We start from the raw sequence: 23,317 nt of genomic DNA, 5'->3' as shown, positions 1-23,317 counted from the left end.
ATTCGGCGCTAGCGGCGGACGATCCCGATACGCCGCCCCGCAGCGCTCGGCCACTCGTCTCCGGCGGACGGCAATGTCTCGATAACCGCCGCCACCGGTTCGGGGAACGGTCCAGGCCTACCGCTAGCGACATCGATCCCCATCAGCATCTGCTCGCTGGTGGCCAGTGGGTCGCCATCGGCGTTGCGCAGGGTGAAGAAGACGTGCAAACGCTTGGCATCGGCGTCGAGCAGCGTCAGGTCAACCGCCAGCGCCTCGCCACGATGCGCTTGTTGGCGGTAGCAGAGATGCGTTTCCAGGGTATAGAGCGTGTAGCCATGCGCGGCGCGCCCCGCCACATCGAGGCCGATACGCGCCATCAATGCCTCGACGGCCAGCGAGAACACCCGTGCGTACTCGGCATCGTTCATATGGCCGTTGTAGTCGACCCAGGCGTCGGCCACCCGGGTTTCCAGCAGCGGCCTGGCTGTCGTCTGGCTCATCAGATGCGTCCCTCGAGCCCTTCGGCTTCCGGCCAGTACTTGCGCGTCAACGCCAGCAGCTCGGTGAGGAAGGCGTCACGCCGTGTCTCCAGCTCGGCGACGCTGCGCCCGGCGGCCTGATGCTCGCAACCGTCGGCGACCTTCTCGATCAACTCGTCGGTCAACTCCGGCGCTTCGAGCTTGGTCCATGGCAGCTTCAGCGCCGGCCCGAACTGATGCAGCATGTGGCGCATACCGCCCTCGCCACCGGCCAGGTGGAAGGTCAGGAAGGTGCCCATCAGTGACCAGCGCAAGCCGCAGCCATAGACCACGGCGGCATCGATCTCCTCGGTGGTGGCAACGCCGTCGTTGACCAAATGCAGCGCCTCGCGCCACAGCGCTTCCATCAAACGGTCGGCGACGTGCCCCTCGATCTCGCGGCGCACCACCAGCGGCCGCATGCCCAGCGCGGCGTACTGCGCCCGGGCGCGCTGGGTGACAACCGGCGCGGTATGTTCGCCGCCCACCAGCTCAACCAACGGCAGCAGGTACACCGGATTGAACGGATGCGCAACGATGACGCGGCCGGGGTCGCGCGTGCAGGCCGTCTGTAGCTCGCTGGGCTTGATGCCGGAGGTCGAGGAGCCGATGACCACGCCCTCGGGCGCATGCGCATCCAGTTCCGCCAGGACGTTATGCTTGATCTCGAGGCGCTCGGGCACGTTTTCCTGGACCAAGTCGGCGTCCTCGACAGCCTCAGCGGGCGAGGCCGCGAAACGCAACTTGGCCGGGTCCGCCGTGTCGGCCAAGCCCATCGTCGCCACCGAGTCCCAGACCCGCGCGACGAAATCACGCGTCGTCGCCTCGGCGCCGGGGGCCGGGTCGAAGGCGACGACCTCGCAACCCGCCGCCAGGGCCCGCACGATCCAACCATTGCCGATCACGCCGGTGCCGATGACGGCGACGCGCGCCGGCGCGACGCTTTGTTCGGCCGTGCTTCGTTCAGCAGTCTGTCGAGACATCAGGCTCTCCTTGTCGCTCACGGTTGACGCAGATCGAGCGTCTGGCGGGTTTCGGCCGGCGTCTGGACACGCCCGCCCAGATTTTCGGCAATCGTGGCGGCACGCTCCACCAGTTGCGCATTGGTGGCGAATACGCCCCGACTGAGATAGAGATTGTCCTCGAGCCCCACGCGTACGTGGCCGCCGAGCAGCATCGACTGCGCGACCATGGGCATCTCGCTGCGACCGATGCCAAATGCCGACCAATGAGCGTTGGCAGGTAGCTTGTTGCGCATCGCCAGCATGGTTTCGGTATCCGCCTCGGCGCCCCAGGGGATGCCCAGACACAGCTGAAACAGCGGGTCGCCTTCGATCAGGCCTTCGTCGATCAACTGCCGCGCGAACCACACATGCCCCAAGTCGAAGCACTCCAGCTCGGGTTTGACGCCGGCTTCCTTGACCAACCGGGCATGCTCGCGCAACCAGTCGGCGGTATTGAGATAGACCATGTCGCCGAAGTTGAGGCTGCCGCAATCCAGGGTGCAGATTTCCGGCAATAGCTCGCCGACCGGGGCGTGGCGCTCCGCCGGCGTCTGCAGATCGGTGCCCTCGAGGCCATGGATGGCGCCATCGCGCACCTCGGGGAACAGATCGCCCCCACCGCCTGCGGTGATATTGATGACCGCGTCGACATCCGCCTCGCGGATGCGCCCCACCGCCTCGCGAAAGTACTCGCTGGAATGGCTGACGCCGCCGGTTTCTGGATCGCGCACGTGCAAGTGCACGATGCTCGCCCCGGCACGCGAGGCCTCGATGGCGCTATCGGCAATCTGCTTGGGCGTGATGGGGAGGTCGGGATGCTTGTCGGCCGTATCACCGGCACCGGTGATGGCACAGGTGAGGATGACGTTTCGATTCATAGTGGCGTCCTGAGCGTCTAAGTGGCGGCGTGATGCCGTCGAACGCCCTCATTATCGAAAGCCCAACGACAAAAGGATTGCCATGACACGTCATGCGGTTGGCGTTTTACGTCGCAAGTCTTAGTCCCATAGCGGTTCTGTATTGCCCGAGGTCAAAACCCACACCCAAACAATGTCCAAAACCAGCGACGCAACATTGATCCAAAGACGTATTGTGTCGTCACCGCGCTATTTATAATGTTGTCTGACAAATCTATCAGGGCAACACCGCCATTTGTGAGAGACGCCCCGCACCATCGACGCGAGGCCCGCACCACGCCAGGCGACGACGAACGAAAGGAGCAGGAATAGCGGTGACCACGAACCACGAGACCCAACCGACCCGGGGCGTCCAACTCCCGGAGCAGGTCGCACGACAGCTGACGCACGCCATCCATACCGGCGAGATGCGTCCCGGCGAACGTCTGCCCACCGAGGCCGCGCTGGGCGAACGCTATGACATCAGTCGTTCCGTGGTACGCGAGGCCATTTCCATGCTGCGCAACGCCGGCCTGGTCACGTCGCGTCGCGGCAGCGGCAGCTTCGTCGCCGAGGTACCCACCGTGGCGTTGCGCCTGGCGATTCCCGACCCATCGCTGCAATCGGTCATCCGTCTGCTCGAACTGCGCCGGGCTTTGGAAGTCGAGGCGGCGCGGTTGGCGGCACAGCGCCGCACGCCGTCCCAATTGCGCCGAATCCGTAATGCCATGGCCGATATCGATGAGGCCGTCGAGGTCGGTGCCGATGGCGTCGATCAGGATATGGCCTTTCACCGCACCATCGCCGAGGCGTCGAACAACACGCACTTCACCGCCATCATCGACTTCTATAACCGCTTCCTGCATCACGCCATCACCGTGACGCGGACCAACGAATCGCTACGCGACACGTTCATGGCGCAGGTCATCGAAGAACATCAAGCGATCGTCGATGCCATCGCTCAAGGCGATGAAGAAGCTGCCGCCCAGGCCGCCGGGCGCCACCTGGAGCATGCCGAGTGGCGCCTGCGCCAGGCGCCGACGGATCTGCTGGAACGAGTCGAAGACACCGGGGCTAATACGTCAGTCTAACCAACGGCCGTTCTAGCCAATGACCGTGTTAACCAACGACAAGGAATGCGAAATGACACAAGCACAGCGTGCACGCGTGGGAATCATCGGCCTGGGATCGATGGGGATGGGGATGGCGACGTCATTGGTCGATGCCGGCTTCGAGACCTGGGGCTGCGACCTGCGCTCCGACGCCAGGCAGGCATTCGAGGACCACGGTGGCCAAGCGGTCGCCACACCCGGCGAGATGGCCGCCCACGTCGATGTCGTCGTCAGCGTGGTCGTCAACGCCGCGCAGACCCGCGAGGTCCTGTTCGGACCGCATGGTATCGCCGACGGCCTGGCGCCCGGTAGTGTGGTCATCTCTTGCGCCACCTGCGCGCCGGAGGCCGTGGTTACCCTGGGCGACGAACTCGCCACCCGCGGCCTACGCCTGCTCGACGCCCCGATTTCCGGAGGTGCGGCCAAGGCCGCGCAAGGCGCACTGACGATCATGGCCTCGGGGCCGAGCGATGTCTTCGACAGCGTCGAGGACGTCCTCGACGCCCTCGCCGCCAAGGTCTTCCGCCTCGGTGAGAAGATGGGCCAAGGTTCGCAGGTCAAACTGGTCAACCAACTGCTGGCAGGGGTGCACATCGCCGCCGCCGCCGAAGCCATGGCCTACGGCATGCGCGGCGGCTGCGATCCGCAGGTGCTGTATGAGGTCATCACTCAGAGCGCCGGCAATTCATGGATGTTCGAAAACCGCGTGCCACATATTCTCGAGGACGATTACACGCCGCGTTCGGCGGTGGACATCTTCGTCAAGGATCTGGGCCTGGTCCACGACACTGCCCATCGCGACAAGTTTCCCCTGCCGCTGACCAGTCAGGCACTCACCATGTTTACCCAAGCCTCGGCACAAGGCCATGGCGGCGACGATGACGCCGCCGTGATCAAGACGTTCCCGGGTTTCGGGTTACCGTCTCACGCAGCCAACGATGCCAATACGGGGGAGGAGGAATGACGATGCCCATCATCGGTTGCATTGCCGACGACTTCACCGGCGCCACGGACGTGGCAAGCATGCTGGTCAGCGCCGGCATGCGCACGCTGCAGACCATCGGCGTTCCCTCGACGGCGCTGGATGACGACGTTGATGCCGTGGTCGTCGCCCTCAAGTCGCGCACCCTGCCCGCCGACGACGCCGTGGCGCAATCCCTCGACGCTTTGAAGTGGTTACAAGCACAGGGCTGCGAACAGTTCTACTTCAAGTACTGCTCGACTTTCGACTCCACGCCCGAAGGCAACATCGGCCCGGTGACCGACGCGCTGATGGCAGCGCTGGATACCGATTTCACCGTGGCCTGCCCGGCACTGCCCGCCAACCAGCGCACCGTCTACAACGGCTATTTGTTCGCGGGCGGCGTGCCACTCAATGAAAGCGGCATGCAGGATCACCCGCTGACTCCCATGACGGATGCCAACCTGATGCGCGTCCTCGGCGCTCAGACGCGCCAGCGGGTCGATCTGATCGACTACGCCACGCTCAGCGAGGGAGTCGAGGCCGTCGAGCGCCGCATCCAGGCACTGCGCTCGGCAGGCGTGGGCATCGCCATTTGCGACGCCATCGACACCCAGCATTTGCATACTCTGGCGCGCGCCTGTCGCGATCTGCCGTTGGTTACCGCCGGCTCCGGCCTGGCACTGGGGCTGCCCGCCAACCTGGCCGATCGATTGCCTGCGGCGGGACAGGCCGATGCGTTACCCGTCATCACCGGACGTGAAGCGATCCTCAGCGGGAGTTGTTCGCGCGCCACCCTGGCGCAGCTCGAACACGCCCGCGAGCACTACCCCAGCTATCACCTCGACGCCTTGGCCTTGGCGCGCGATTACGATGGCGTCATCGCAAAAGCGCTCCATTTGGCCGATCAGCATCTCGATGGCGGCCCGGTATTGGTATACGCCAGCGCCTCGCCGGAAGACGTCCGGAAGGCTCAGGAGAGCCTCGGCGTCGCGGAGGCGGGCGCCCTGGTCGAGCGCGCCCTGGCCGAGATCGCCCATTCGCTCGTCGAGGCCCATGGCGTACGACGCTTGATCGTGGCCGGCGGCGAAACCTCCGGTGCCGTGGTCAACGCGCTTGGCGTACAAGGCTTACGCATCGGCCCGAGTATCGACCCCGGCGTGCCCTGGACCACCACCTTTGGCACACCGGCGCCGCTGGCCCTGACCCTCAAGTCGGGTAACTTCGGCGCCCCGGACTTCATGACCAAGGCATGGAGGATGTTGCCATGAGCCACATCAGCACCACGACCACCGAAAATCACCTGCGCGAGGAGATCGCCGAAATCGGTCGTTCCTTTCGGCTACTGGGCATGGCGCCGGGCACCTCCGGCAACATCAGCGCCAAGCTCGATGACGGCTGGTTGATGACGCCGACCAACGCCAGCCTCGGTGCCCTCGATCCCGCCGCGATTTCCAAACTGGACTGGGACGGCAATCTGCTCGACGGCGAACCACCGACCAAGGAGTCGTTCCTGCATCGCGCCTTCTACGATCAGCGCCCCGATACCGGCGGCATCATTCACCTGCATGCCACGCACTCGGCGGCTGTCTCGTGTCTCAGCGGCCTCGATGAACACTCCTGCCTGCCCCCCATCACGCCGTATTTCGTCATGCGCGTGGGGCGTCTGCCGCTGATTCCTTACTATCGTCCCGGTGACCCTGCCCTCGGTGACGCGATACGCGAGCATGCCAAGACTCATGGTGCGGTGTTGCTGGCCAACCACGGCCCCGTGGTGGCGGGCAAGACACTGGAAGCGGCACGCAACGCCATCGAGGAACTAGAAGAAACCGCCAAGCTGTACCTCCTGCTGCGCCAGCACGACGTGCGCACCTTGAGCGAGGCGGAGATCGACGATCTCCGTCAGGCCTTCGGCGCCCACTGGTAAGCATTTCCTGAAAGGAGTCCCACATGCCCCGCTTTGCCGCCAATCTGTCCATGATGTTCAACGAGGCGCCCTTCATGGAACGCTTCGCCGAGGCCGCCGCCTGCGGCTTCGAAGGGGTCGAGTTCCTGTTCCCCTATGCGTTCGAGGCCGACGCCATTGCCGCCGAACTCAAACATCATGGCTTGCAGCAAGTGCTGTTCAACCTGCCGCCGGGCGACTGGGACGCCGGCGAGCGCGGCATCGCCGCCCTGCCGGGGCGTGAGGCGGAATTCCGCGACAGCGTCGAAACCGCATTGCACTACACGATCGCGCTCGGCTGCCCTCGTGTCCATGCCATGGCCGGGCTGGCGCCCGAGGATGTTTCACGGGAAACATTGCGTGACGTGTATTTGGAAAACCTGCGTCATGCCGCGCGTCGTCTCGCCGCAGATGGCCTCGAGCTGCTGATCGAGCCTATCAATACCCGCGACATGCCGGGGTACTTCCTCAATCATCAAGCCGAAGGCCATGCGATTGTGGCCGAGCTGGGCGAGCCGAACGTCAAGGTACAGATGGATTTCTACCACACCCAGATCATGGACGGAGATATCTGGACCACCTACCAGCGCCATCGCTCGGGCGTCGGCCATCTTCAGATCGCCGGCGTACCCGAGCGCCATGAACCCGATAGCGGCGAAGTGAATTATCCGTGGCTGTTCGAACAGTTGGATGCAGACGGTTTCGAGGGCTGGGTCGGCTGTGAATACAAGCCCCGCGCCGGCACGCGGGCGGGGCTGGGATGGTTCGAGGCGTGGAAGCGGCAAGCTTAGACACCGGGACTCGCAGCCCCCAGCGCTGGCGGGGGCTAGGGGCTGCCAAGACACTTAGAACGAATAAGTCAGCGTCGAAGTCACGCGCCGCGGTTCACCATAGACGCCATAAGTGTCGAAATAGCTGTAGTACGTCTCGTCGAACAGGTTCTTCACGTTGACCTGCAGGGCCAACTGCGGCGTGAACTGATAACGACCGAACACATTGACCAGCGTATAGCTCTCCTGTTCGTAGTCACGCGTCCCGCCGGGCGCTGCCTGATCGTCGATGAAGGTCTCGCTCTGCCACCGGGCCCCGCCGCCAATCGTCAACTGACGCCACTGCGGCACGCGGTAGCTGGCAAACAGGTTGGCCTGAGTACGCGGCCGATCCGTGTTGAATGAACCTTCCGCAGAGGTCGCCGTGTAGTGGGTAATCCCCACGGTCATATCGAGATCGTCGGTCACCGCACCGGTCAGCTCGGCCTCGAAACCTTCGCTGACCACGTCGCTGACAGGCGTCGCGGTGGTGATGAGCGAGCCAGGCGTGCTGACGATATCGGCCACGTTGTCCTGCTCGAGCCTGAACACCGAGAACGAAGCGTTGAGCAGCCCATCAAACCACGCCGCCTTGACGCCGGTTTCGTAGTTCTTTCCCACGAGAGGATCCAAATAACCGTTGCCGCCTTCCAAACGATAGCTCTGCGGCTGGAAAATCTCGGTATAGCTTAAGTAAGTGGACCAGACATCGTTGATGTCATAGACCAAGCCGCCATACGGGGTGATAGCGTCTTCGTCCTGCGAGTGGTTACCCAAGCCACTTGACCAGGTGCTACCTTGCCAATCGGTGTAGCGTGCGCCGACGATCAGCATCAGCGGCTCAGCCAACGAGAAACGCGCCATGCCATAGACGGCCTTCTGGCGGGTGCTCGCGCTTTCCGAGGGCGCGAAATCCGGCCACTCCAGGTCAGGTGTCGAACCATTCCAGTTGTTGAAATCCCCTACGTCGATCACACCGGGCGCAAAACTGTTTTGGTAATCGTTTTCCTGATCGCTGTAACTTCCACCAAAGACGAGTTCGTGTTCACGACCGAATAGCTCGAATGGACCTCTCACGTAAGCATCGACCGAATCCACACTACGCTCACCACGATTCCAGCCAGTATAGAAACCTGGCCCTTGGCCGGTCACCGGATCTGGTGACGAGAAATAGGGTTCGTAATAGGGCGCCATCAGTCGGGAGTCGAGATCCGTTTCTCCGTGCGTCGCCGTCCCCCTGAACTCCCAGCCATTACCGAAACGATGATCGAGATCGACGAAAACCTTTTGCGATTCGTAATCGTTGTAAGCCCAATCCGGTGCCACACTGAAGGAGCGCGCGTAGTCAGTCTCACTACCGTCGCTGTACCAGAGCGGCAGCCCGCCCCAGGTCGGCGAGGATATATGGGTATCCTGATAGTCGTAGCCAAGCGAGACAGTCGTATTGTCGGTAACGTCAGCATCGATCACCAGATAGCCGAATTTCTTGCGTTCCCCATAACGATCGAGCTCACCGTCTGCAGCGCCATAACCGCCGATGAAACGCGCACGAACGTCACCGGATTCGGTCAGCGGCGTGGTGACGTCGACCACACCGCGGCGTTGATCCCAACTCCCCAAGGTGCCGGATACTGACCCCATCAGCTCGCGACTGTCGGCATGCTTACGCACGAAATTGACCGAGGCACCGGGGTTCCCGGCCCCGGTCATCAGGCCATTGGCGCCACGCACCACCTCGACCCGATCATAGATCGCCGTATTCTGGGCTCCCTCGCCGAAGTACCAGCGACTGTCCGTGTTGAGGGTGGGGATACCGTCGTATTGATAGCTATTGATTCTGAAACCGCGGGAGTAGAACTGTACGCGATTGCTGTCGACCTGGCTGACCGAGATCCCCGTCGTATTCGCTAGTACATCTTTGACGGTGTCGAGATTCTGATCGTCGATGCGCTGCTCGGTGATGATGCTGATCGACTGAGGGATCTCTTTGGGGCTTAGCTCGAAACGCGTCCCCGCCGTCGTGCTGCGGCGGGTATAGCCGACGTTTTCATAGAGATTCTGCGCAGTGACGGTGAGTGTATCCAGCTCGTCGGCATCCGCAGACTGGGCCAGGGCCAGAGGGGAAAGCAGGGCGGCAATGGAAGAGCAGAGCGCGAGCGGCGCCACACGTATGTGCCGCCAGTGGGCCCGAACCGGTTCCCCCGGCAACCAGGACGTCTTTTTCATTGTGTTCCCTTGATGACGCGTCATAGGCGCCAAATTTATGGATCGTTTCCAAACGGCGAAGTATGGAAACCTCCACATCAAGAGTCAATGATTATGATAAATATTCGTATTTACTGTGCCTCCTGGAACGTGCCTTCACGAAGGCACCACCACGCCAGCCGGTAACTCAGTCGTCGTCTTCTAGGTCGTCACGTTCGCGTTCGCGGCGCTCCTCGGCCTCTTCGCGGGCGTCGTCGATCACCGCCATCAGCTCGATCACGTCGACGTCGAGGGTGTCGGGTTCGAAGTGCCCGGTGAGCCGGCTATCCGGATGCAGCTCGCCAGCTTCATAAAGCGCCCAGATTTCCTTGCCATAATCGGTATTCAGCAGCGCCGGCTCGAAGCGCCCGAACCAGGCACGCATATTGTCGACGTCGCGCACCAGCAGCATCGGCGCGCTGTTGTTGCCCGCCGCGTCGACCGCCTGGGGCAGGTCGATGATCACCGGCCCATCCTGGTCGACCAGCACGTTGAATTCGGAGAGATCGCCGTGTACTAATCCGGCACATAGCATGCGCACCACGTCGGTGATGATCCGATCATGATACTCGCGCGCCTTTTCCGGGCTCAGCGCCACCTCGCCAAGCTGGGGAGCGACGCCGTCTTCGCCGTCACTGATCAGATCCATCAGCAGCACGCCGTCGACGAAGCCATGCGGGCGTGGCACGCGCACATCCGCTGCGGCCAACCGGTACAGCGCATCGACCTCGGAGGTGAGCCAGGCCGCTTCCTGTTCCTTCTGGCCATAGCGGGTCTTCTTGGCCATCGCTCGGGCACGTCGTGTGTTGCGCGCCTTGCGACCCTCTTGATACTGCACGGCTTGCTTGAAGCTACGCTGGCTGGCTTCCTTGAAGACCTTGGCGCAACGCAGTTCGTCACCGCAGCGCACGACGTAAACCTGGGCTTCCTTGCCACTCATCAACTGGCTGACGACCTCATCGATCAAACCGTCGTCGATCAGGGGCTGGAGTCTCTTGGGTACTTTCATATTACCTTATGTATGGTATGAGCCAATAATCGGCAAAGCATTGCCTCGGCATCGCGAATAAATTCGCTCCCACGAAACCCGACTAGCGGGTGACACGGCGCGCCCGGAACGACCGCCCCTTGATCCGCCCATTGGCGAGCTGATCGAGTGCAGCGCGGACGACCTCGCGCTCGACAGCGACAAAAGCGCTGCGGTCGGTGACCTGGATCTTGCCGACCTGATCGCCGGCGATGCCGCCCTCGCCGGTCAACGCGCCGAGGATGTCGCCGGGGCGCACCTTCTGCTTCTTGCCGGCATCGAGTTGCAGCGTCGCCATGCGCGGGGTGAACGGCCGCGCGTCGCCACGCAGCGGCGGTAACGGCTCACAGGCCAGCGACTCACCGAGGAACTCGCCAAGCTTGTCGAGCCGGTAATATTCGCTCTCGGCGACCAGCGTGCAGGCCACGCCACTCCCGCCGGCCCGACCGGTGCGTCCGATGCGGTGCACGTGCACCTCGAGTTCGCGGGCGATTTGAACATTGAACACCGCATCCAACGCGTCGATATCCAGCCCGCGTGCCGCCACGTCGGTGGCCACCAGAATCGACACGCTCTTGTTGGCGAACATCGCCAGGATACGATCACGATCGGGCTGCTCCAGGTCCCCATTGAGGGCCAACGCAGAAAAGCCTGCTGCGTTCAGGGCGTCGGCGACCTGCTGAGTCTCGCGCTTGGTATTGCAGAACACCACGCTGGATTCGGGGCGGATGTTGAGCAACAGGCGTTCCAGTGCCGGCATGCGAGCGTCCTCACTCGCAACGCGATAGAAATGCTGGCGGATGCTGGTGTCATCATGCGTCGAGGCGACCTCGACGTTCAGCGGCTCACGCATCATGCGCTCGGCAATGGGCCGAATGCCCGGACCGTAGGTGGCGCTGAACAACAGCGTCTGGCGCGAGGTCGGCGCCTGGCCGACGATCGACTCGATCGCCGCCTGAAAGCCCATGTCCAGCATGCGGTCGGCTTCATCCAGCACCAGCGTGTTCAGCGCGTCGAGTGCCAGCGAGCCCTTGCGCAGGTGCTCTTCGATCCGCCCCGGCGTGCCCACTACCACATGCGCGCCGTGCTCCAGCGAGTCACGTTGTGGCTTGAGCGGCGTCCCGCCGCACAGCGTCAACACCTTGACGTTGCTGAGCCCACGCGCCAGCCGGCGCAACTCGCCGGCGACCTGGTCCGCCAGTTCGCGAGTCGGGCACAACACCAACCCCTGCACGCGAAACGCCTTGGTCTCGAGCCTTGAGAGCACCCCCAGGCCGAATGCCGCGGTCTTGCCCGAACCGGTCTGACCCTGGCCGATCACATCGCGCCCAGCGAGAATCGCCGGCAGGCTCTCGGCCTGGATCGGCGTCATGGCGTGATAGCTCAGCGACTCCAGGTTAGTGAGCAGCGCGGGCGCCAGCGGCAAGGTAGCGAAATCGGATGATGATGAATCGGACACGGCGACAAATCCTGTCATGAAGCTGGCCACGCCATGCACGCGAATAGGTAGACGCGTGATAGCGATGAGTGGCTAAGGATGGAATGGCAGCAGGATAACAGAATCGCGCCAGCAGCGTGCGTGCAAGCAATCATGTGTTATCTGACACCACTTTAGTCGCGCACCTTTGGTCGCATTACATACAGAGGTGTTTGTCATGGACTGCTCTGGCAGATGCGAATAACTTTTTTTATATCAAAAACAAGAAATACATATATTAGATAGAATTCCAAGTGGGCGCCTACGCTTCGCAGGCTCAATAAAGAACAAGCTCTCGGGAGCCTGCGATGCGTAATACCAAGCTTAGCGTGATGGAGAAGATAGGTTTCGGCATGGGTGACGCCGGCAACAACATGACCTTTGCCGCCGTGGTCATGTATCTCTCCTACTTCTATACCGATGTCTACGGCATCTCGCCGGCCATCGTGGGTACCATCTTCATCTCCATGCGCTTCGTGGATGCCATCACCGACCCCCTCATGGGAGCGCTCGCGGATCGGACCCGCAGCCGCTGGGGGCGTTTCCGTCCCTACATACTGTTTGTTCCCGTGCCTTTGGCCGCTTCCTGTGTACTGATGTTCACCACCCCCGACTGGTCGGAGTCGGCCAAGATTGGCTACGCCTTCGCCACCTATTTCGCGATGTCGCTCCTCTACACGGCGGTGAACATTCCCTACTGCGCGCTGGGCGGTGTGATCACCGACGACCACCGCGAGCGGGTATCGTTTCAGTCCTGGCGCTTTATCCTCGTCGGCGTGGCCTACCTGATTCTCAACAGCAGCTTGATGCCGCTGGTCGAATTACTCGGCGGCGGCGACGAGACCCAAGGCTTTCAGTACACCATGGCCATCATGTCCGTGATCGCACTCGCCATGTTCGGCTTCTGCTTCGCAACGGTGAGGGAGCGTGTTCACCCACCCCTACAAAAACAGGAAAAGCTGACGGCCACGCTCAAGTCCCTGGCCATGAATATCAAATGGCGGATCATCCTGGGCGTTACCTTCCTCCAAGCGCTGCAATTCTTCCTCCGTCAGGGTGCGGCGATCTATTTCGCAACCTACGTGCTGGGCTTCGGCACTGTGGGTATTTCCGTCTTCATTACCGCCGGTGCACTCGCCAGCATCGCCGGGACCGCGCTCTCGCCCCGGCTCAGTCAGCGCATCAGCAAACGCATCGTGTTTCAAGCCAGTACCCTGGCCTTGATTGGAACATCGTGCCTGTTGTTCTTCGTGCCTGGGCAGTGGGGCATCGTGGCGACCGTGCTTTTCGTGCTGGTCAGTTTCATGCACGGCATCGGCGCACCGATTTCCTGGGCACTGATGGCCGATGCCGAGGATTATGGCGAATGGAAGACCGGACAGCGCAATACCGGGGTCTCCTTCGCGGGCAACTTGTTCTTTCTCAAAATGGGACTCGCCGTTTCCGGCGGCATGATCGGCTTTCTGCTGTCCTGGGGCGGCTACCAGGCCAACGTCGACCAGCAGAGCGACACGGCGCTGCTGGTCATCACGCTGCTATTGACCCTGATTCCGGCGCTGGTCTCCCTGCTGATGTTCTGGGCCACGTACCTGTTCGGTCTGAATGACGATGACATGGACCAGGTTCGAGGAGCGCTCCAGACCCGCCGCCCCGAACAGGACTCCTCACCCTCGTCTCCTGACGCGCCCTCTGCCGATGCCGATGACCCGGCCTACACCTGATTTCAATCCTGTCTTTCCCCGTTACAAGGAGCCTGACATGCATACTCGCGTCACCCTGCACCGCGACTTCGTCATCAGCGAGATCGACGACCGCCTTTACGGCGCCTTCCTCGAGCACATGGGCCGGGCCATCTATAGCGGCATCTACGAGCCCGGCCACCCCGAGGCGGACGACAACGGTTTCCGTCGCGACGTGCTGGACATGGTCAAGGAGCTCGCGCCGCCCATCGTGCGCTACCCGGGCGGCAACTTCGTCTCCGCCTACAACTGGGAAGATGGCATCGGCCCCCGCGAGGAGCGCCCGGTACGCCTCGACCTGGCCTGGCACAGTCGCGAATCCAACCAGATCGGCATTCACGAATTCGCCGACTGGTGCGAGCTGGCCGGCATCGACATGATGCTGGCGGTCAATCTCGGCTCGCGCGGCATCGACGCCGCCCGCAACTTTCTCGAGTACGTCAACCACCCCGAGGGCAGCGCCTGGAGCGACCTGCGGATCCGCAACGGCCGCCAGGAACCCTGGAACGTCAAGCTATGGTGCCTGGGTAACGAGATGGACGGCCCCTGGCAGGTCGGTCACAAGAACGCCGACGAATACGGCCATCTCGCCAACGAAACCGGCAAGGCGCTGAAGGCCTACGACAGCAGCCTCGAACTGGTCGCCTGCGGTTCCTCCAACCCCGATATGGCCAGCTACCCCGAGTGGGAAGCCACCGTGCTCGACCACTGCTACGAGACGGTCGACTACATCTCGCTGCACATGTACTTCACCAACTACGCCGACGACCTGGGCAGCTACCTGGCGCTCAGCGAAAAGCTCGACTGCTACATCGGCTCGATCGCCGGCGTGATCGACTACATCAAGGCCAAGAAGCGCTCCCAAAAGGACGTGCACATCTGCTTCGACGAGTGGAATGTCTGGTATCACAGCACCGAGCGCGACAAGCGCATCCTCCAGGGCAACGACTGGCCTTTCGCACCGGCGATCCTCGAAGACGCCTACAATGTCGAAGACGCGCTGCTGATCGGTTGCGTGCTCAACACCTTCATTCGGCGTTCCGACCGCGTGCGCATCGCCTGTATCGCTCAGTTGGTCAACGTCATCGCGCCGATCATGACCGAAAGCGATGGCGGCGCCTGGCGCCAGACGATCTTCTACCCGCTGTATTTCGCTTCCCGCTTCGGTCGCGGCAAGGCCCTACGACTGGCCGTCGACAGCCCGACCTACCCGGTGGATGAACTCGGGGACGTCCCCTATCTGGACGTTTCCGCCGTGCACGACGAAGCGCACGAGGCCATCACGTTGTTCATCGTCAATCGCCATCCCAGCGATTCTCTCGCGTTCGATGTCGATCTGGGCGGTTTCACGTCCTGCAGGATCGTGGATCATCAAAGCATCGACTATCCCGACATGAAGGCCGCCAACATCGCCGAGCGCCCCGAGCATATTCGGCCCACGCCCGGCCAGGGGCTCACCGTCGACGGCACGGCACTCGAAGGCAAGCTCGCGCCGCTGAGTTATCACATGGTACGTCTGGACGTGGCCGAGTGAGACGCCCACCCCCAAGCCCTGCTGCAGACACACGAAGATGGAAGAGAATAAATAGAAGGGATTGTTGACATTCACACCTATACTGTGACTACCCACTGACGAAATGCCAATCACGGGGCCCTGTGAGGCATAAGGCTAATCGCCAGACTGGTCGTATTCCTCTCCCCCCGCCCGGGGTCGCCTTTGGTGACCCCGTGGCATACGTAACGGTGGTCGCCATGAGCCAGTTTTCACAGACCGAACTACAGGAGTTCAAGGACAATGTCGCGGGCAGTGTGATGCTCCCCGACGACCCGCGATACGACGAAGTTCGCCAAATCTGGAATGCCATGATTGATCGCAGGCCTTCCATGATCGTCCGCTGCACTTCAACTGCAGATGTGGTCCATTCCTTGCGCTTCATTAACCAGCACGGCTTACCCTTCTCCATACGCGGAGGCGGTCACAACATCGCAGGCAACGCTGTCTGCGAAGATGGACTGATGATCGACCTCTCGCTGATGAAGGGAGTCCACATCGACCAAGAGCGTCAACAAGGATCTGTCGAGCCAGGCTGTACCCTCGCTGATTTCGACGCCGCCGCCCAAGCGTACGGCCTCGCCACACCGTTAGGCATCAACTCCACCACAGGGGTGGCCGGACTCACTCTGGGCGGTGGCTTCGGTTGGCTCAGCCGACAGTACGGCATGACCATAGACAATCTACTCTCTATGGAGGTGATTACAGCCGACGGTCAACAATTACACACCAGCGAATCGGAAAACGCCGATCTTTTCTGGGGACTGCGTGGCGGAGGCGGCAATTTTGGTATCGTGACCCGTTTCGAGTACCAGTTGCATCCTGTGGGGCCGAACGTGCTATGCGGTCTTATCGTTTTTCCCTTCGACCAGGCGAAATCAATCATCACGCAGTTCGCCCGTTTCACCGAAACGATGCCGGACGAACTCAACGTGTGGATGGTTACTCGCAAAGCGCCTCCCTTGCCTTTCCTACCCGAGGCAGTCCACGGGAAAGAGATCGTCGCGCTTGCTATTTGCTACGTCGGCGATCCCGCTGAAGGCGAGAAACACATCGAACCGCTGCGAGAATTCGGCACCGCCTACGGCGAGCACATTGGTGTACAGCCATACATCGACTGGCAACAGGCTTTCGACCCGCTGTTGACCCCAGGGGCCCGCAACTATTGGAAAACACATAATTTCTCGACGCTCGACGAAGGCCCGATCGATGCCATAATCGAATACGCCAGTGCCTTACCGTCTTCGCAATGCGAGATATTCATCGCCACGATCGGAGGCCAGACACGCCGAACACTTCCTGACGCGATGGCCTACTCAAACCGTGATGCCAACTACGTACTGAACGTACATGCACGATGGGAAACGGCTGCCGAGGACGCACACTGCATTGCCTGGGCCCGTGAATTCTTCGCTCGCTCACAACCCTTCGCCAGCAGTGGCGCCTACGTCAACTTCCTGACCGGGGATGAGAGTGAGCGCGTCGCTTTCGCCTATGGTGATAGTTACGAGCGGTTGGTGGAGCTCAAGAAGAAGTTCGATCCGGCAAACATTTTCCGTATCAATCAGAACATCAGACCGGCCTGAATGCCCTTATGCCCAAGCCATGAGGGTCGTCATCATCCCGAACTGAGGAACTCAAACGTCATCTGTGTCACCACGGCTATTCAGGACGGGTCATAGAGAAAAGAAAAGCCCGCGAGATACGACTCGCGGGCTTTTATAGATTCTTGGCCCGCCCTGAAGGATTCGAACCTTCGACCTTTGCCTCCGGAGGGCAACGCTCTATCCAGCTGAGCTAAGGGCGGAACGCGGCATATCCTACTGCGTCAGGACAGGAGTTGTCCACCGCAAACGCAGCCAGCTACAACTCCTTGATCGTCGTATCGTGCCATTCTCCTTTCACAACGGCCCTAGAAGACGGCTCTAAAAGAAAGCTATGTGTATGGCGCTTCATCTAAGCACTCGTTCTAAGCGTAACGCTCAATATGGGTTGCCTATTTGATCACACCCTGCTCACGCAGCGCCTTCAAACGCTCGGCGGGCAACCCCAACCCTTGTAGCACCTCATCGGTATGCTGAGCGTATACTGGCGCTGGTTGGCGTATAGAAGGTGGCGTCAGCGACAACTTGCTCGGGAAGCCCATCATCTTCATCTTACCGATCACCGGATGCTCGACCTCTTGTACCATGCCACGCGCCTGGTAATGAGGATCTTGTACCGCCTGGGCGAAATTGTTGATAGGGCCGGCCGGGACCCCTGCTTGGTCGCATTTTTCCAACCAAGCATTCATGTCATCTGTCGCGAAAATTTCTTCCAGAACCGTCTCGAGAGCCTCGACATTCTGGCCACGCTGGTAGTTGGTCGTGAAGCGGGGGTCTTCCAGCAAATCGGGGCGCATGATGACCTCTTGGCATAGCCGCTCCCAAGTACGCTGGTTAGCGCAGCCGAGCATCATATAACCATCACGCGCCTGGAGTGCCTGATAAGGAGCTGACACACGATGCCGCCAGCCAGTCGGCTGCGGAATGGTGCCATTGGAAAAGTACGCAGCTGCCTCCCAAGAGAACCAAGGCAAGCCGCATTCGGCAATGGCAACATCGACCAGTTGCCCCTCACCGGTATTCATCTTGTGGATGTAGGCGGCGAGAATGGAGTAGACGGCGGTGATACCGGCGCCGATATCGTACACGGCGATTCCCGTTTTCAGCGGTCGACGCCCCGGCTCACCGGTCATCGACATCAGCCCGGTCATGCCCTGAGCCACCAAGTCAAAACCGCCCTTGTGACTGTAGGGTCCAGTCTGTCCATATCCAGAGATGGAGCAGTAGATGATGCCTGGATTGATAGCCTTGAGAGTCTCGTAGTCGATCTGTAGCGACTTGGTGACGCCAGGGCGGTAATTCTCGACGATGACATCAGCTTCTCTTGCCAGTTGATAGAAGAGTTCCTTGCCCTCGTCCGTCTTAAGATTGAGGGAAATACTCTTCTTGTTACGGTTGATCTGAGCGAAGCACGTCGACTCTTCATTGACGTAAGGGCCCATCTGGCGGCTATCGTCACCGCCGTTGATCTTTTCGACCTTAGTCACCTCAGCGCCGAGGTCGGCAAGCACCATAGTGCAGTAAGGCCCAGCCATGATTTGCGAGATATCCAGCACCTTCATATTCGATAGTGCAAGCATGCCCCAACCTCCTGTCTCTCGTTTATCTTTATTTACCCAGCCATGTGTGCGTCTTCTTGTTAATGAAGGCATCCACCGCGTTACGAAAATCTTGGCTGGTATAGCAGAGCGAAATAAGGTCCTCATCCATGCCCGGCGCAGGCCGCTGATTGACTTGGACTCGCCGGATACCTTCCTTGCATGCCTTGAGGGTCAACGGTGCGAAGCTGCTTAACTTTTCAGCGACGGAGCGCACCTCCTCTTCGATGACGTCCGCCGCAAAGATTTGCGTGACCAGACCAGCGTTATAGCTCTCCTCCGCCTTGAGCAGTCGAGCCAGCATCAATACTTCCTTGGCGCGCGCTACCCCTACCAGTCCGACGATGCGTGCGATGTTGTTCATCGATACGCAGTTGCCCAAGGTGCGCGCGATGGGAATGCCAAACTTGAGTTCTGGCGTTGCATAGCGAAAGTCGCAGGCCATGGCGATCGCCGCTCCCCCACCGATACAGAAGCCTTCAAGCAGAGCAATGGTCGGCTTCTCGAGTGTTTCTAGACGCTCAATGACGCGATCGATACGTCGCTCGTAGTCGATTGCATCAGCCGCATCATCGAATTGCGTGAACTGCTTGATATCGGTACCGGCGACGAAGGCCTCCCCCCCCTTGCCGCGCAGTACCACGACATCGACGCTATCGTCTTTTTCCAACTCGTCACATAGCCGTTCGAGTCCGTCGTACATGGCCCAGGTCATAGCGTTTCTGACCTCGGGGCGATTGAATGTCACCCATGCCAGTCGCCCTTCCCGGGCACACTCGACTTCAGCTTGCTGCTCCATGTTCTTCTCCTTGGTTTCGGCTGCACGGTGCAAGGCACTGCCATGGGTCGATACGTCTCTTGCAGAATGAACTCATAATTCATTTTTACAAAATAGACTTTCGTCTAGACGAAAAACGTATCGATAAAAGCTACTTTAAAACAAGGTACTAGCTATAAAAGCACGAAAAGAGATTAGTAATTTGCATTCATAATTTCAAAAGAGCGATTCTCAGCCTCCTGCCACCAGGCGGCTCCTACATCCACAACGACCAGGAGCACTATAGATGGCTCTCTACTCGCTGGGGGACGCGTCCCCCACGTTCAAGTCAGGCGCATATACCGCGCCTGAAGCAGTGATCATCGGTACAGTAACGCTGGGCGAAGATGTCAGTGTCTGGCCTGGCGCCGTGCTTCGTGGTGACAACGAGGCAATCACCGTGGGCAGCGGCAGCAATATCCAGGAAAATTGCGTACTGCACGTCGACCCTGGCTTCCCCCTGACCATCGGTGACAACGTCACCGTAGGCCACCTCGTCATGCTGCACGGGTGTACTATCGGCGACGGCTGTCTGGTTGGCATGCATGCCACAGTGCTCAACGGCGCTGTGATCGGCGAGAACTGCCTGGTCGGTGCCGGCGCGATGGTCACGTCAAACAAACGTTTTCCGCCCAACTCACTGATTCTAGGCTCGCCAGCCAGGGTGGTTCGTACACTAAACGATGAAGAAGTCGCTGGCCTGAGAGAAAGCAGCCAGCATTATGTCGAGCGCAAGGAGCGTTATCGCCACGAACTCAAGCGAATCGATACTTAATCTGATCAGTACTTAAGCGACCAGCAACCATATGCACTCGCGCCCGATATAACGGGTCACCGTTATCCGCCTTTGGGACGCGCGCCGTCTAACGGCGCCGCTCCCCCTCTGCGAGGAGGCCTATCAATTCGGGAATCGTAGCCTCGGCATGCCCCGAGCTTTTAGCCTCCTCAAGCACCGCAAGAATGCCGTCTGCTACACCTTTGTTGGCCTGCAAGCCTCCCGCCATGGTCACGTAATAGTCCACATCCTTATGCGCGTTGGAAATGCTGAACTGGAAGCCGGAACTGTCGCGCTCCAGAATGTAGGGTTGCAGGCGCTGCAGGATGGCGCCGGCTCCACCGCCCTTGGCGAGCACCTCGACCAGTGTCTCCGACTCGATACCACCGAGCTGTGCACAGGCAGCGGCTTCCGCCAGAACAGTCGAAAATCCTACCGACACGAAATTGTGCAGCAGTTTAAGCTTGTGTCCTGAGCCCACCGGGCCGGCATAGGTGATGTTTTCGGCGAAGCTTTCTAGTAGTGGCCGGTGAGCCTCGAACAGCTCGCGCTCGCCGCCGACGATAAGGTTGAGCCGGCCTTCTGCGGCCTCTTTCGGCGTACGCGTCATCGGCGCATCCAGAAAGCGCCCACCCGCTTTCGTTACTGCGTCAGCGATTTGCTCGGTCGAACTGGGAATCGCCGTGGAGCAGTCGATCACCACCCCTCCCCGCTTCAAGCCCTTGAGCACACCATCATCGCGAAACAATACATCCTCGACCTGCGGCGAGCCGGTCACGCAGACAATGATCACGTCGCAGTGGGCGGCCAGGTCACGCCCATTGGTAAAGCTCTGGGCGCCATTGGTTACGAGCACGTCCACCGACTGGTTGCCGGGATGGTCCAGAAAACTCAGCGACCAACCGTGCTTCTGAATGTTACTCGCGATCCCGTGGCCCATCAGGCCGATGCCGATCACGCCTACTCGTATATCCGCTCGATTGTCGTTCATGGTGTCATCCTCAGCGAAGTTGCGCCCAGGCTCACTTGCCCGCCCATGCACATGTATTTGATCTCGATGTAGTCTCCGATGCCGTATTCCAGAGCCTCGGCGCCCCACCCGTGACCGATGTCACGGCTATAGAAACAGCAGACAAGCCCAACATCAGCGTCATCGGCCTGACGGGTCACCAAGCTGCCACCAATACGTAATGCACTGACGGCCTGGGCTATCTGGTTGGTGCCGGCTAGGCCTAATGGGGTGCTTACTTTGAGGCGGCGCGTTCGCTAAGGTGGCTCTCTACGATTTCCCGGAAGTCGTAGTCACCGGTGAAGCCCAACCGCTTTGCCTTATCGGTGCGAAAACGAGCTGGCCAGCTGGCAACGATAGTTTCGATATCCTTATCGTGGTGGTGCTCAACGCGTGCCAAGGCCTGCTCTCCACCATGACGGCACAACGCCTCCAGCATCTCAGCGACACTCACTGTAAGGCCTGGCAGCATCAAACTACGTGAGGCGCCAAAATCATCTCCGGGCACTTCTGCACCGTGGATTAACGCGGCGACCACCTTGCCCGGTGACATCACAAACATCTCCAACTCGGTGGAAACCGGACAGACAGCGGCCTCACCACCGAGCGGTTCGCGCAGGATACTGGAAGCGAAGCTAGACGCAGCCGCATTGGGCCGGCCTGGACGGATCATTATGGTTGGCAAGCGCAGCACACGACCATCAACCAGACCGCGCCTGCTGTAATCGCTGATCAGCAGCTCACACATCGCTTTTTGGGTACCATAAGAACTCTGCGGCGTTAACGCCGTCATGTCATCGAGCACTTCAGGCAACTCACCTCCATAAACAGCCACCGAGCTCGTCATGACAAGGCGCGTAGCGGAAAGGGCATAACGACGACAACCTTCCAGCAAAGCACGAGTGGCATCGAAGTTAACCGTCATGCCCAGGTCAAGGTCGGCCTCTGCTGCTGCGCTGACCACAGCGGCCAAATGAAAAATGACGTCGGGCCGCTCACCGAGAGATGCGTCCAAAGCGCCGGAGTTGGTAATATCCAGAGCACGACACTCGACGTCGATGTCATCGCTTGAAAGTGACTCTGGAACGGGCGCGACTCGATCAACCAATGTCAATCGAGTCAGTGCTTGTCCATCGAGTCGTCCTTGGTCGAGCAGCGCCGCGGTCAGGCGCCGTCCTAGAAAGCCAGCAGCGCCGGTTATCAGTACGTGCATATCCATTCCTTTCATTGTTCGTCACGCTGTCAGATTGACCAGTAGGTTGCGGCTTCTTCATGCGGTCTTCACAGCGCCACACCTCTGTCGAAACTACGCATCAATAGTCTTGCCCACTGACTGCTCGGTCCGTGTCGACTCATAAACGTGGTTAGCCAGACCCACCCGCCATTTTTGCTTTAGTCGTCCGGTAGACACTATCGAGATGGGCAAGCATGGCTCGCTCAGCAGCATCCGGATCGCCCCGTTTCAAGGCCTCAACGATGTATATGTGCTCACGATAACTGCGCTCGACCGCGCCAGGCTCGAGCAAAACACGCCGTCGCACGTATAGATCAAAGCTGTAGAGTTCATCGGCATACTTAACCAAGATGGCGTTATCGGCATATTCCGAAATCAACCTATGAAACGCCTTGTCCGACATCTGGAAGGGAATCGGATAGACCTCGTCACACTCAGACTGGGTCTTGAGCATCTTTTCTAGCTGCGCGACACCATGATCATCGATCTTCAATGCCGCACGTCGGGCGATCGACGCCTCGATCACCAGCCGGCTCTCGTAAACGCTATCGATGTCATAGCGAGCCTCCTGGGAAGCGTCGACTGCCTCCTCGCCCTGCATAAGTCGGTAATGCTGAAGCGCTGACTCATCGGCACACACGCGTGTCTTACTACCATGCGATACGCTAACCATTCCCAAGGCCGCCAAGTGAGACACGGCGCCACGAATGGTCTCTCGACTTACGCTGAACAGCTGCGCCATCTCACGTTCGCTAGGCAGCTCATCACCATCTTGAAGCAGCCGATTACGAACCATGTCGACCAGCTTATCGGCCAGCAATTCCTTCTTAGTTTTATTTCTCAGCGCCTGCTCAAACGCAAAAGCCGGATTGTCCATCGCAAATATCCCTCTTCCAACTGGTCTAACTTTTAGTCCATCAATCAACATCTCACAATACTATTAATACCTAAGTATAACCAAAATGCGAATATCTAGCCTTGACGCTCTCGTGGGGACAACTAATCTTGTCGGTA

Annotated in this window: 20 protein-coding genes and 1 tRNA gene; 9 read left to right on the top strand and 12 right to left on the bottom strand. The window is 60.1% G+C overall.

Annotation, left to right across the window (positions count from 1 at the left end):
- Positions 1 to 8: 8 nt before the first annotated feature.
- From RVY79_RS05790 to RVY79_RS05780, 3 genes are read right to left on the bottom strand one after another with little or no spacing between them, the layout of a single operon-like run.
- Positions 9 to 482 carry a thioesterase family protein gene (locus tag RVY79_RS05790; RefSeq protein WP_317463091.1) on the bottom strand — a complete coding sequence of 158 codons (474 nt, stop codon included), beginning with the start codon at positions 480 to 482 and terminating at the stop codon, positions 9 to 11.
- Positions 482 to 1,483: a 3-hydroxyacyl-CoA dehydrogenase NAD-binding domain-containing protein gene (locus RVY79_RS05785; protein WP_317463089.1), complete on the bottom strand. Its 1,002-nt coding sequence runs from the start codon at positions 1,481 to 1,483 to the stop codon at positions 482 to 484. Before RVY79_RS05785 ends, RVY79_RS05790 begins: the two co-directional genes overlap by 1 nt.
- 17 nt (positions 1,484 to 1,500) lie before the next feature.
- Positions 1,501 to 2,382 (bottom strand): 3-keto-5-aminohexanoate cleavage protein, encoded by an 882-nt coding sequence (locus tag RVY79_RS05780; RefSeq protein WP_317463088.1) that lies wholly within the window; start codon positions 2,380 to 2,382, stop codon positions 1,501 to 1,503.
- A 353-nt stretch (positions 2,383 to 2,735) separates the two neighbouring features.
- Between RVY79_RS05780 and RVY79_RS05775 the strand changes: the two genes are divergently transcribed.
- From RVY79_RS05775 to otnI, 5 genes are read left to right on the top strand one after another with little or no spacing between them, the layout of a single operon-like run.
- Positions 2,736 to 3,491, top strand: a complete 756-nt coding sequence (locus RVY79_RS05775) for a FadR/GntR family transcriptional regulator (RefSeq protein ID WP_317463087.1) — start codon at positions 2,736 to 2,738, stop codon at positions 3,489 to 3,491.
- Between the two features lie 19 nt (positions 3,492 to 3,510).
- The gene (gene ltnD / locus RVY79_RS05770; RefSeq protein WP_317463085.1) at positions 3,511 to 4,476 is read left to right on the top strand and encodes an L-threonate dehydrogenase; all 966 of its coding nucleotides are present in this window, start codon (positions 3,511 to 3,513) and stop codon (positions 4,474 to 4,476) included.
- Entirely contained in the window at positions 4,473 to 5,744 is a 1,272-nt protein-coding gene (gene otnK / locus RVY79_RS05765; RefSeq protein WP_317463084.1) for a 3-oxo-tetronate kinase, read from the top strand. Before ltnD ends, otnK begins: the two co-directional genes overlap by 4 nt.
- The gene (gene otnC / locus RVY79_RS05760) at positions 5,741 to 6,400 is read left to right on the top strand and encodes a 3-oxo-tetronate 4-phosphate decarboxylase (protein ID WP_317463083.1); all 660 of its coding nucleotides are present in this window, start codon (positions 5,741 to 5,743) and stop codon (positions 6,398 to 6,400) included. Before otnK ends, otnC begins: the two co-directional genes overlap by 4 nt.
- A 23-nt stretch (positions 6,401 to 6,423) precedes the next feature.
- The gene (gene otnI, locus RVY79_RS05755) at positions 6,424 to 7,209 is read left to right on the top strand and encodes a 2-oxo-tetronate isomerase (protein ID WP_317463082.1); all 786 of its coding nucleotides are present in this window, start codon (positions 6,424 to 6,426) and stop codon (positions 7,207 to 7,209) included.
- Between the two features lie 54 nt (positions 7,210 to 7,263).
- On the opposite strand, the gene fhuE is transcribed toward otnI, so the two are convergent.
- The 3 genes from fhuE to dbpA all read right to left on the bottom strand — a co-directional run bounded on the left by fhuE (position 7,264) and on the right by dbpA (position 11,975).
- Positions 7,264 to 9,453, bottom strand: a complete 2,190-nt coding sequence (fhuE, locus tag RVY79_RS05750; RefSeq protein WP_317463081.1) for a ferric-rhodotorulic acid/ferric-coprogen receptor FhuE — start codon at positions 9,451 to 9,453, stop codon at positions 7,264 to 7,266.
- A 166-nt stretch (positions 9,454 to 9,619) separates the two neighbouring features.
- Positions 9,620 to 10,480, bottom strand: coding sequence for a PA4780 family RIO1-like protein kinase (locus RVY79_RS05745; protein ID WP_317463079.1), 861 nt, complete (start codon positions 10,478 to 10,480; stop codon positions 9,620 to 9,622).
- An 82-nt stretch (positions 10,481 to 10,562) separates the two neighbouring features.
- On the bottom strand, positions 10,563 to 11,975 hold the full coding sequence (dbpA, locus tag RVY79_RS05740; protein WP_317463078.1) for an ATP-dependent RNA helicase DbpA: 1,413 nt from the start codon (positions 11,973 to 11,975) through the stop codon (positions 10,563 to 10,565).
- 308 nt (positions 11,976 to 12,283) lie between these two features.
- On the opposite strand from dbpA, the gene RVY79_RS05735 reads away from it, so the two are divergent.
- The 3 genes from RVY79_RS05735 to RVY79_RS05725 all read left to right on the top strand — a co-directional run bounded on the left by RVY79_RS05735 (position 12,284) and on the right by RVY79_RS05725 (position 16,852).
- On the top strand, positions 12,284 to 13,696 hold the full coding sequence (locus RVY79_RS05735) for an MFS transporter (protein ID WP_317463077.1): 1,413 nt from the start codon (positions 12,284 to 12,286) through the stop codon (positions 13,694 to 13,696).
- A gap of 37 nt (positions 13,697 to 13,733) precedes the next feature.
- Positions 13,734 to 15,248, top strand: coding sequence for an alpha-N-arabinofuranosidase (locus tag RVY79_RS05730; RefSeq protein WP_317463076.1), 1,515 nt, complete (start codon positions 13,734 to 13,736; stop codon positions 15,246 to 15,248).
- Between the two features lie 218 nt (positions 15,249 to 15,466).
- Positions 15,467 to 16,852 (top strand): FAD-binding oxidoreductase, encoded by a 1,386-nt coding sequence (locus tag RVY79_RS05725; RefSeq protein WP_317463075.1) that lies wholly within the window; start codon positions 15,467 to 15,469, stop codon positions 16,850 to 16,852.
- Positions 16,853 to 16,996: 144 nt separating this feature from the next.
- Here the strand turns inward: RVY79_RS05725 and RVY79_RS05720 are convergent.
- From RVY79_RS05720 to RVY79_RS05710, 3 genes are all read right to left on the bottom strand, one after another.
- Positions 16,997 to 17,073, bottom strand: a tRNA-Arg gene (locus RVY79_RS05720).
- Between the two features lie 189 nt (positions 17,074 to 17,262).
- Positions 17,263 to 18,450: a CoA transferase gene (locus RVY79_RS05715; protein ID WP_317463074.1), complete on the bottom strand. Its 1,188-nt coding sequence runs from the start codon at positions 18,448 to 18,450 to the stop codon at positions 17,263 to 17,265.
- A 28-nt stretch (positions 18,451 to 18,478) separates the two neighbouring features.
- Positions 18,479 to 19,267, bottom strand: coding sequence for an enoyl-CoA hydratase/isomerase family protein (locus tag RVY79_RS05710; RefSeq protein ID WP_317463073.1), 789 nt, complete (start codon positions 19,265 to 19,267; stop codon positions 18,479 to 18,481).
- Between the two features lie 265 nt (positions 19,268 to 19,532).
- Between RVY79_RS05710 and RVY79_RS05705 the strand changes: the two genes are divergently transcribed.
- A complete protein-coding gene (locus RVY79_RS05705) occupies positions 19,533 to 20,060 on the top strand; it encodes a gamma carbonic anhydrase family protein (RefSeq protein WP_317463072.1) in 528 nt (175 codons plus the stop codon).
- 88 nt (positions 20,061 to 20,148) lie between these two features.
- On the opposite strand, the gene RVY79_RS05700 is transcribed toward RVY79_RS05705, so the two are convergent.
- The 3 genes from RVY79_RS05700 to RVY79_RS05690 form a co-directional block, all read right to left on the bottom strand.
- The gene (locus tag RVY79_RS05700; RefSeq protein ID WP_317463071.1) at positions 20,149 to 21,102 is read right to left on the bottom strand and encodes an NAD(P)-dependent oxidoreductase; all 954 of its coding nucleotides are present in this window, start codon (positions 21,100 to 21,102) and stop codon (positions 20,149 to 20,151) included.
- A gap of 202 nt (positions 21,103 to 21,304) precedes the next feature.
- Positions 21,305 to 22,282 (bottom strand): D-erythronate dehydrogenase, encoded by a 978-nt coding sequence (denD, locus tag RVY79_RS05695; RefSeq protein ID WP_317463070.1) that lies wholly within the window; start codon positions 22,280 to 22,282, stop codon positions 21,305 to 21,307.
- A 151-nt stretch (positions 22,283 to 22,433) separates the two neighbouring features.
- A complete protein-coding gene (locus RVY79_RS05690) occupies positions 22,434 to 23,180 on the bottom strand; it encodes a FadR/GntR family transcriptional regulator (protein ID WP_317463069.1) in 747 nt (248 codons plus the stop codon).
- Between the last annotated feature and the right edge of the window lie 137 nt (positions 23,181 to 23,317).

This window comes from Chromohalobacter sp. HP20-39 (assembly GCF_033052815.1).
GTDB lineage: Bacteria > Pseudomonadota > Gammaproteobacteria > Pseudomonadales > Halomonadaceae > Chromohalobacter.
Note: the sequence above shows the minus strand (reverse complement) of the source record. Positions and strands in the feature narration are given on the sequence as shown.

What these genes read in the sequence shown, in the direction of transcription:
- otnK (WP_317463084.1), top strand. Translation starts at nt 4,473, where the DNA reads ATGACGATGCCCATCATCGGTTGCATTGCCGACGACTTCACCGGCGCC.
- RVY79_RS05790 (WP_317463091.1), bottom strand. Translation starts at nt 482, where the DNA reads ATGAGCCAGACGACAGCCAGGCCGCTGCTGGAAACCCGGGTGGCCGAC.
- RVY79_RS05780 (WP_317463088.1), bottom strand. Translation starts at nt 2,382, where the DNA reads ATGAATCGAAACGTCATCCTCACCTGTGCCATCACCGGTGCCGGTGAT.
- RVY79_RS05710 (WP_317463073.1), bottom strand. Translation starts at nt 19,267, where the DNA reads ATGGAGCAGCAAGCTGAAGTCGAGTGTGCCCGGGAAGGGCGACTGGCA.
- otnI (WP_317463082.1), top strand. Translation starts at nt 6,424, where the DNA reads ATGCCCCGCTTTGCCGCCAATCTGTCCATGATGTTCAACGAGGCGCCC.
- RVY79_RS05730 (WP_317463076.1), top strand. Translation starts at nt 13,734, where the DNA reads ATGCATACTCGCGTCACCCTGCACCGCGACTTCGTCATCAGCGAGATC.
- otnC (WP_317463083.1), top strand. Translation starts at nt 5,741, where the DNA reads ATGAGCCACATCAGCACCACGACCACCGAAAATCACCTGCGCGAGGAG.
- RVY79_RS05735 (WP_317463077.1), top strand. Translation starts at nt 12,284, where the DNA reads ATGCGTAATACCAAGCTTAGCGTGATGGAGAAGATAGGTTTCGGCATG.
- RVY79_RS05715 (WP_317463074.1), bottom strand. Translation starts at nt 18,450, where the DNA reads ATGCTTGCACTATCGAATATGAAGGTGCTGGATATCTCGCAAATCATG.
- RVY79_RS05785 (WP_317463089.1), bottom strand. Translation starts at nt 1,483, where the DNA reads ATGTCTCGACAGACTGCTGAACGAAGCACGGCCGAACAAAGCGTCGCG.
- RVY79_RS05690 (WP_317463069.1), bottom strand. Translation starts at nt 23,180, where the DNA reads ATGGACAATCCGGCTTTTGCGTTTGAGCAGGCGCTGAGAAATAAAACT.
- RVY79_RS05705 (WP_317463072.1), top strand. Translation starts at nt 19,533, where the DNA reads ATGGCTCTCTACTCGCTGGGGGACGCGTCCCCCACGTTCAAGTCAGGC.
- RVY79_RS05725 (WP_317463075.1), top strand. Translation starts at nt 15,467, where the DNA reads ATGAGCCAGTTTTCACAGACCGAACTACAGGAGTTCAAGGACAATGTC.
- denD (WP_317463070.1), bottom strand. Translation starts at nt 22,282, where the DNA reads ATGCACGTACTGATAACCGGCGCTGCTGGCTTTCTAGGACGGCGCCTG.
- dbpA (WP_317463078.1), bottom strand. Translation starts at nt 11,975, where the DNA reads ATGACAGGATTTGTCGCCGTGTCCGATTCATCATCATCCGATTTCGCT.
- ltnD (WP_317463085.1), top strand. Translation starts at nt 3,511, where the DNA reads ATGACCGTGTTAACCAACGACAAGGAATGCGAAATGACACAAGCACAG.
- fhuE (WP_317463081.1), bottom strand. Translation starts at nt 9,453, where the DNA reads ATGAAAAAGACGTCCTGGTTGCCGGGGGAACCGGTTCGGGCCCACTGG.
- RVY79_RS05745 (WP_317463079.1), bottom strand. Translation starts at nt 10,480, where the DNA reads ATGAAAGTACCCAAGAGACTCCAGCCCCTGATCGACGACGGTTTGATC.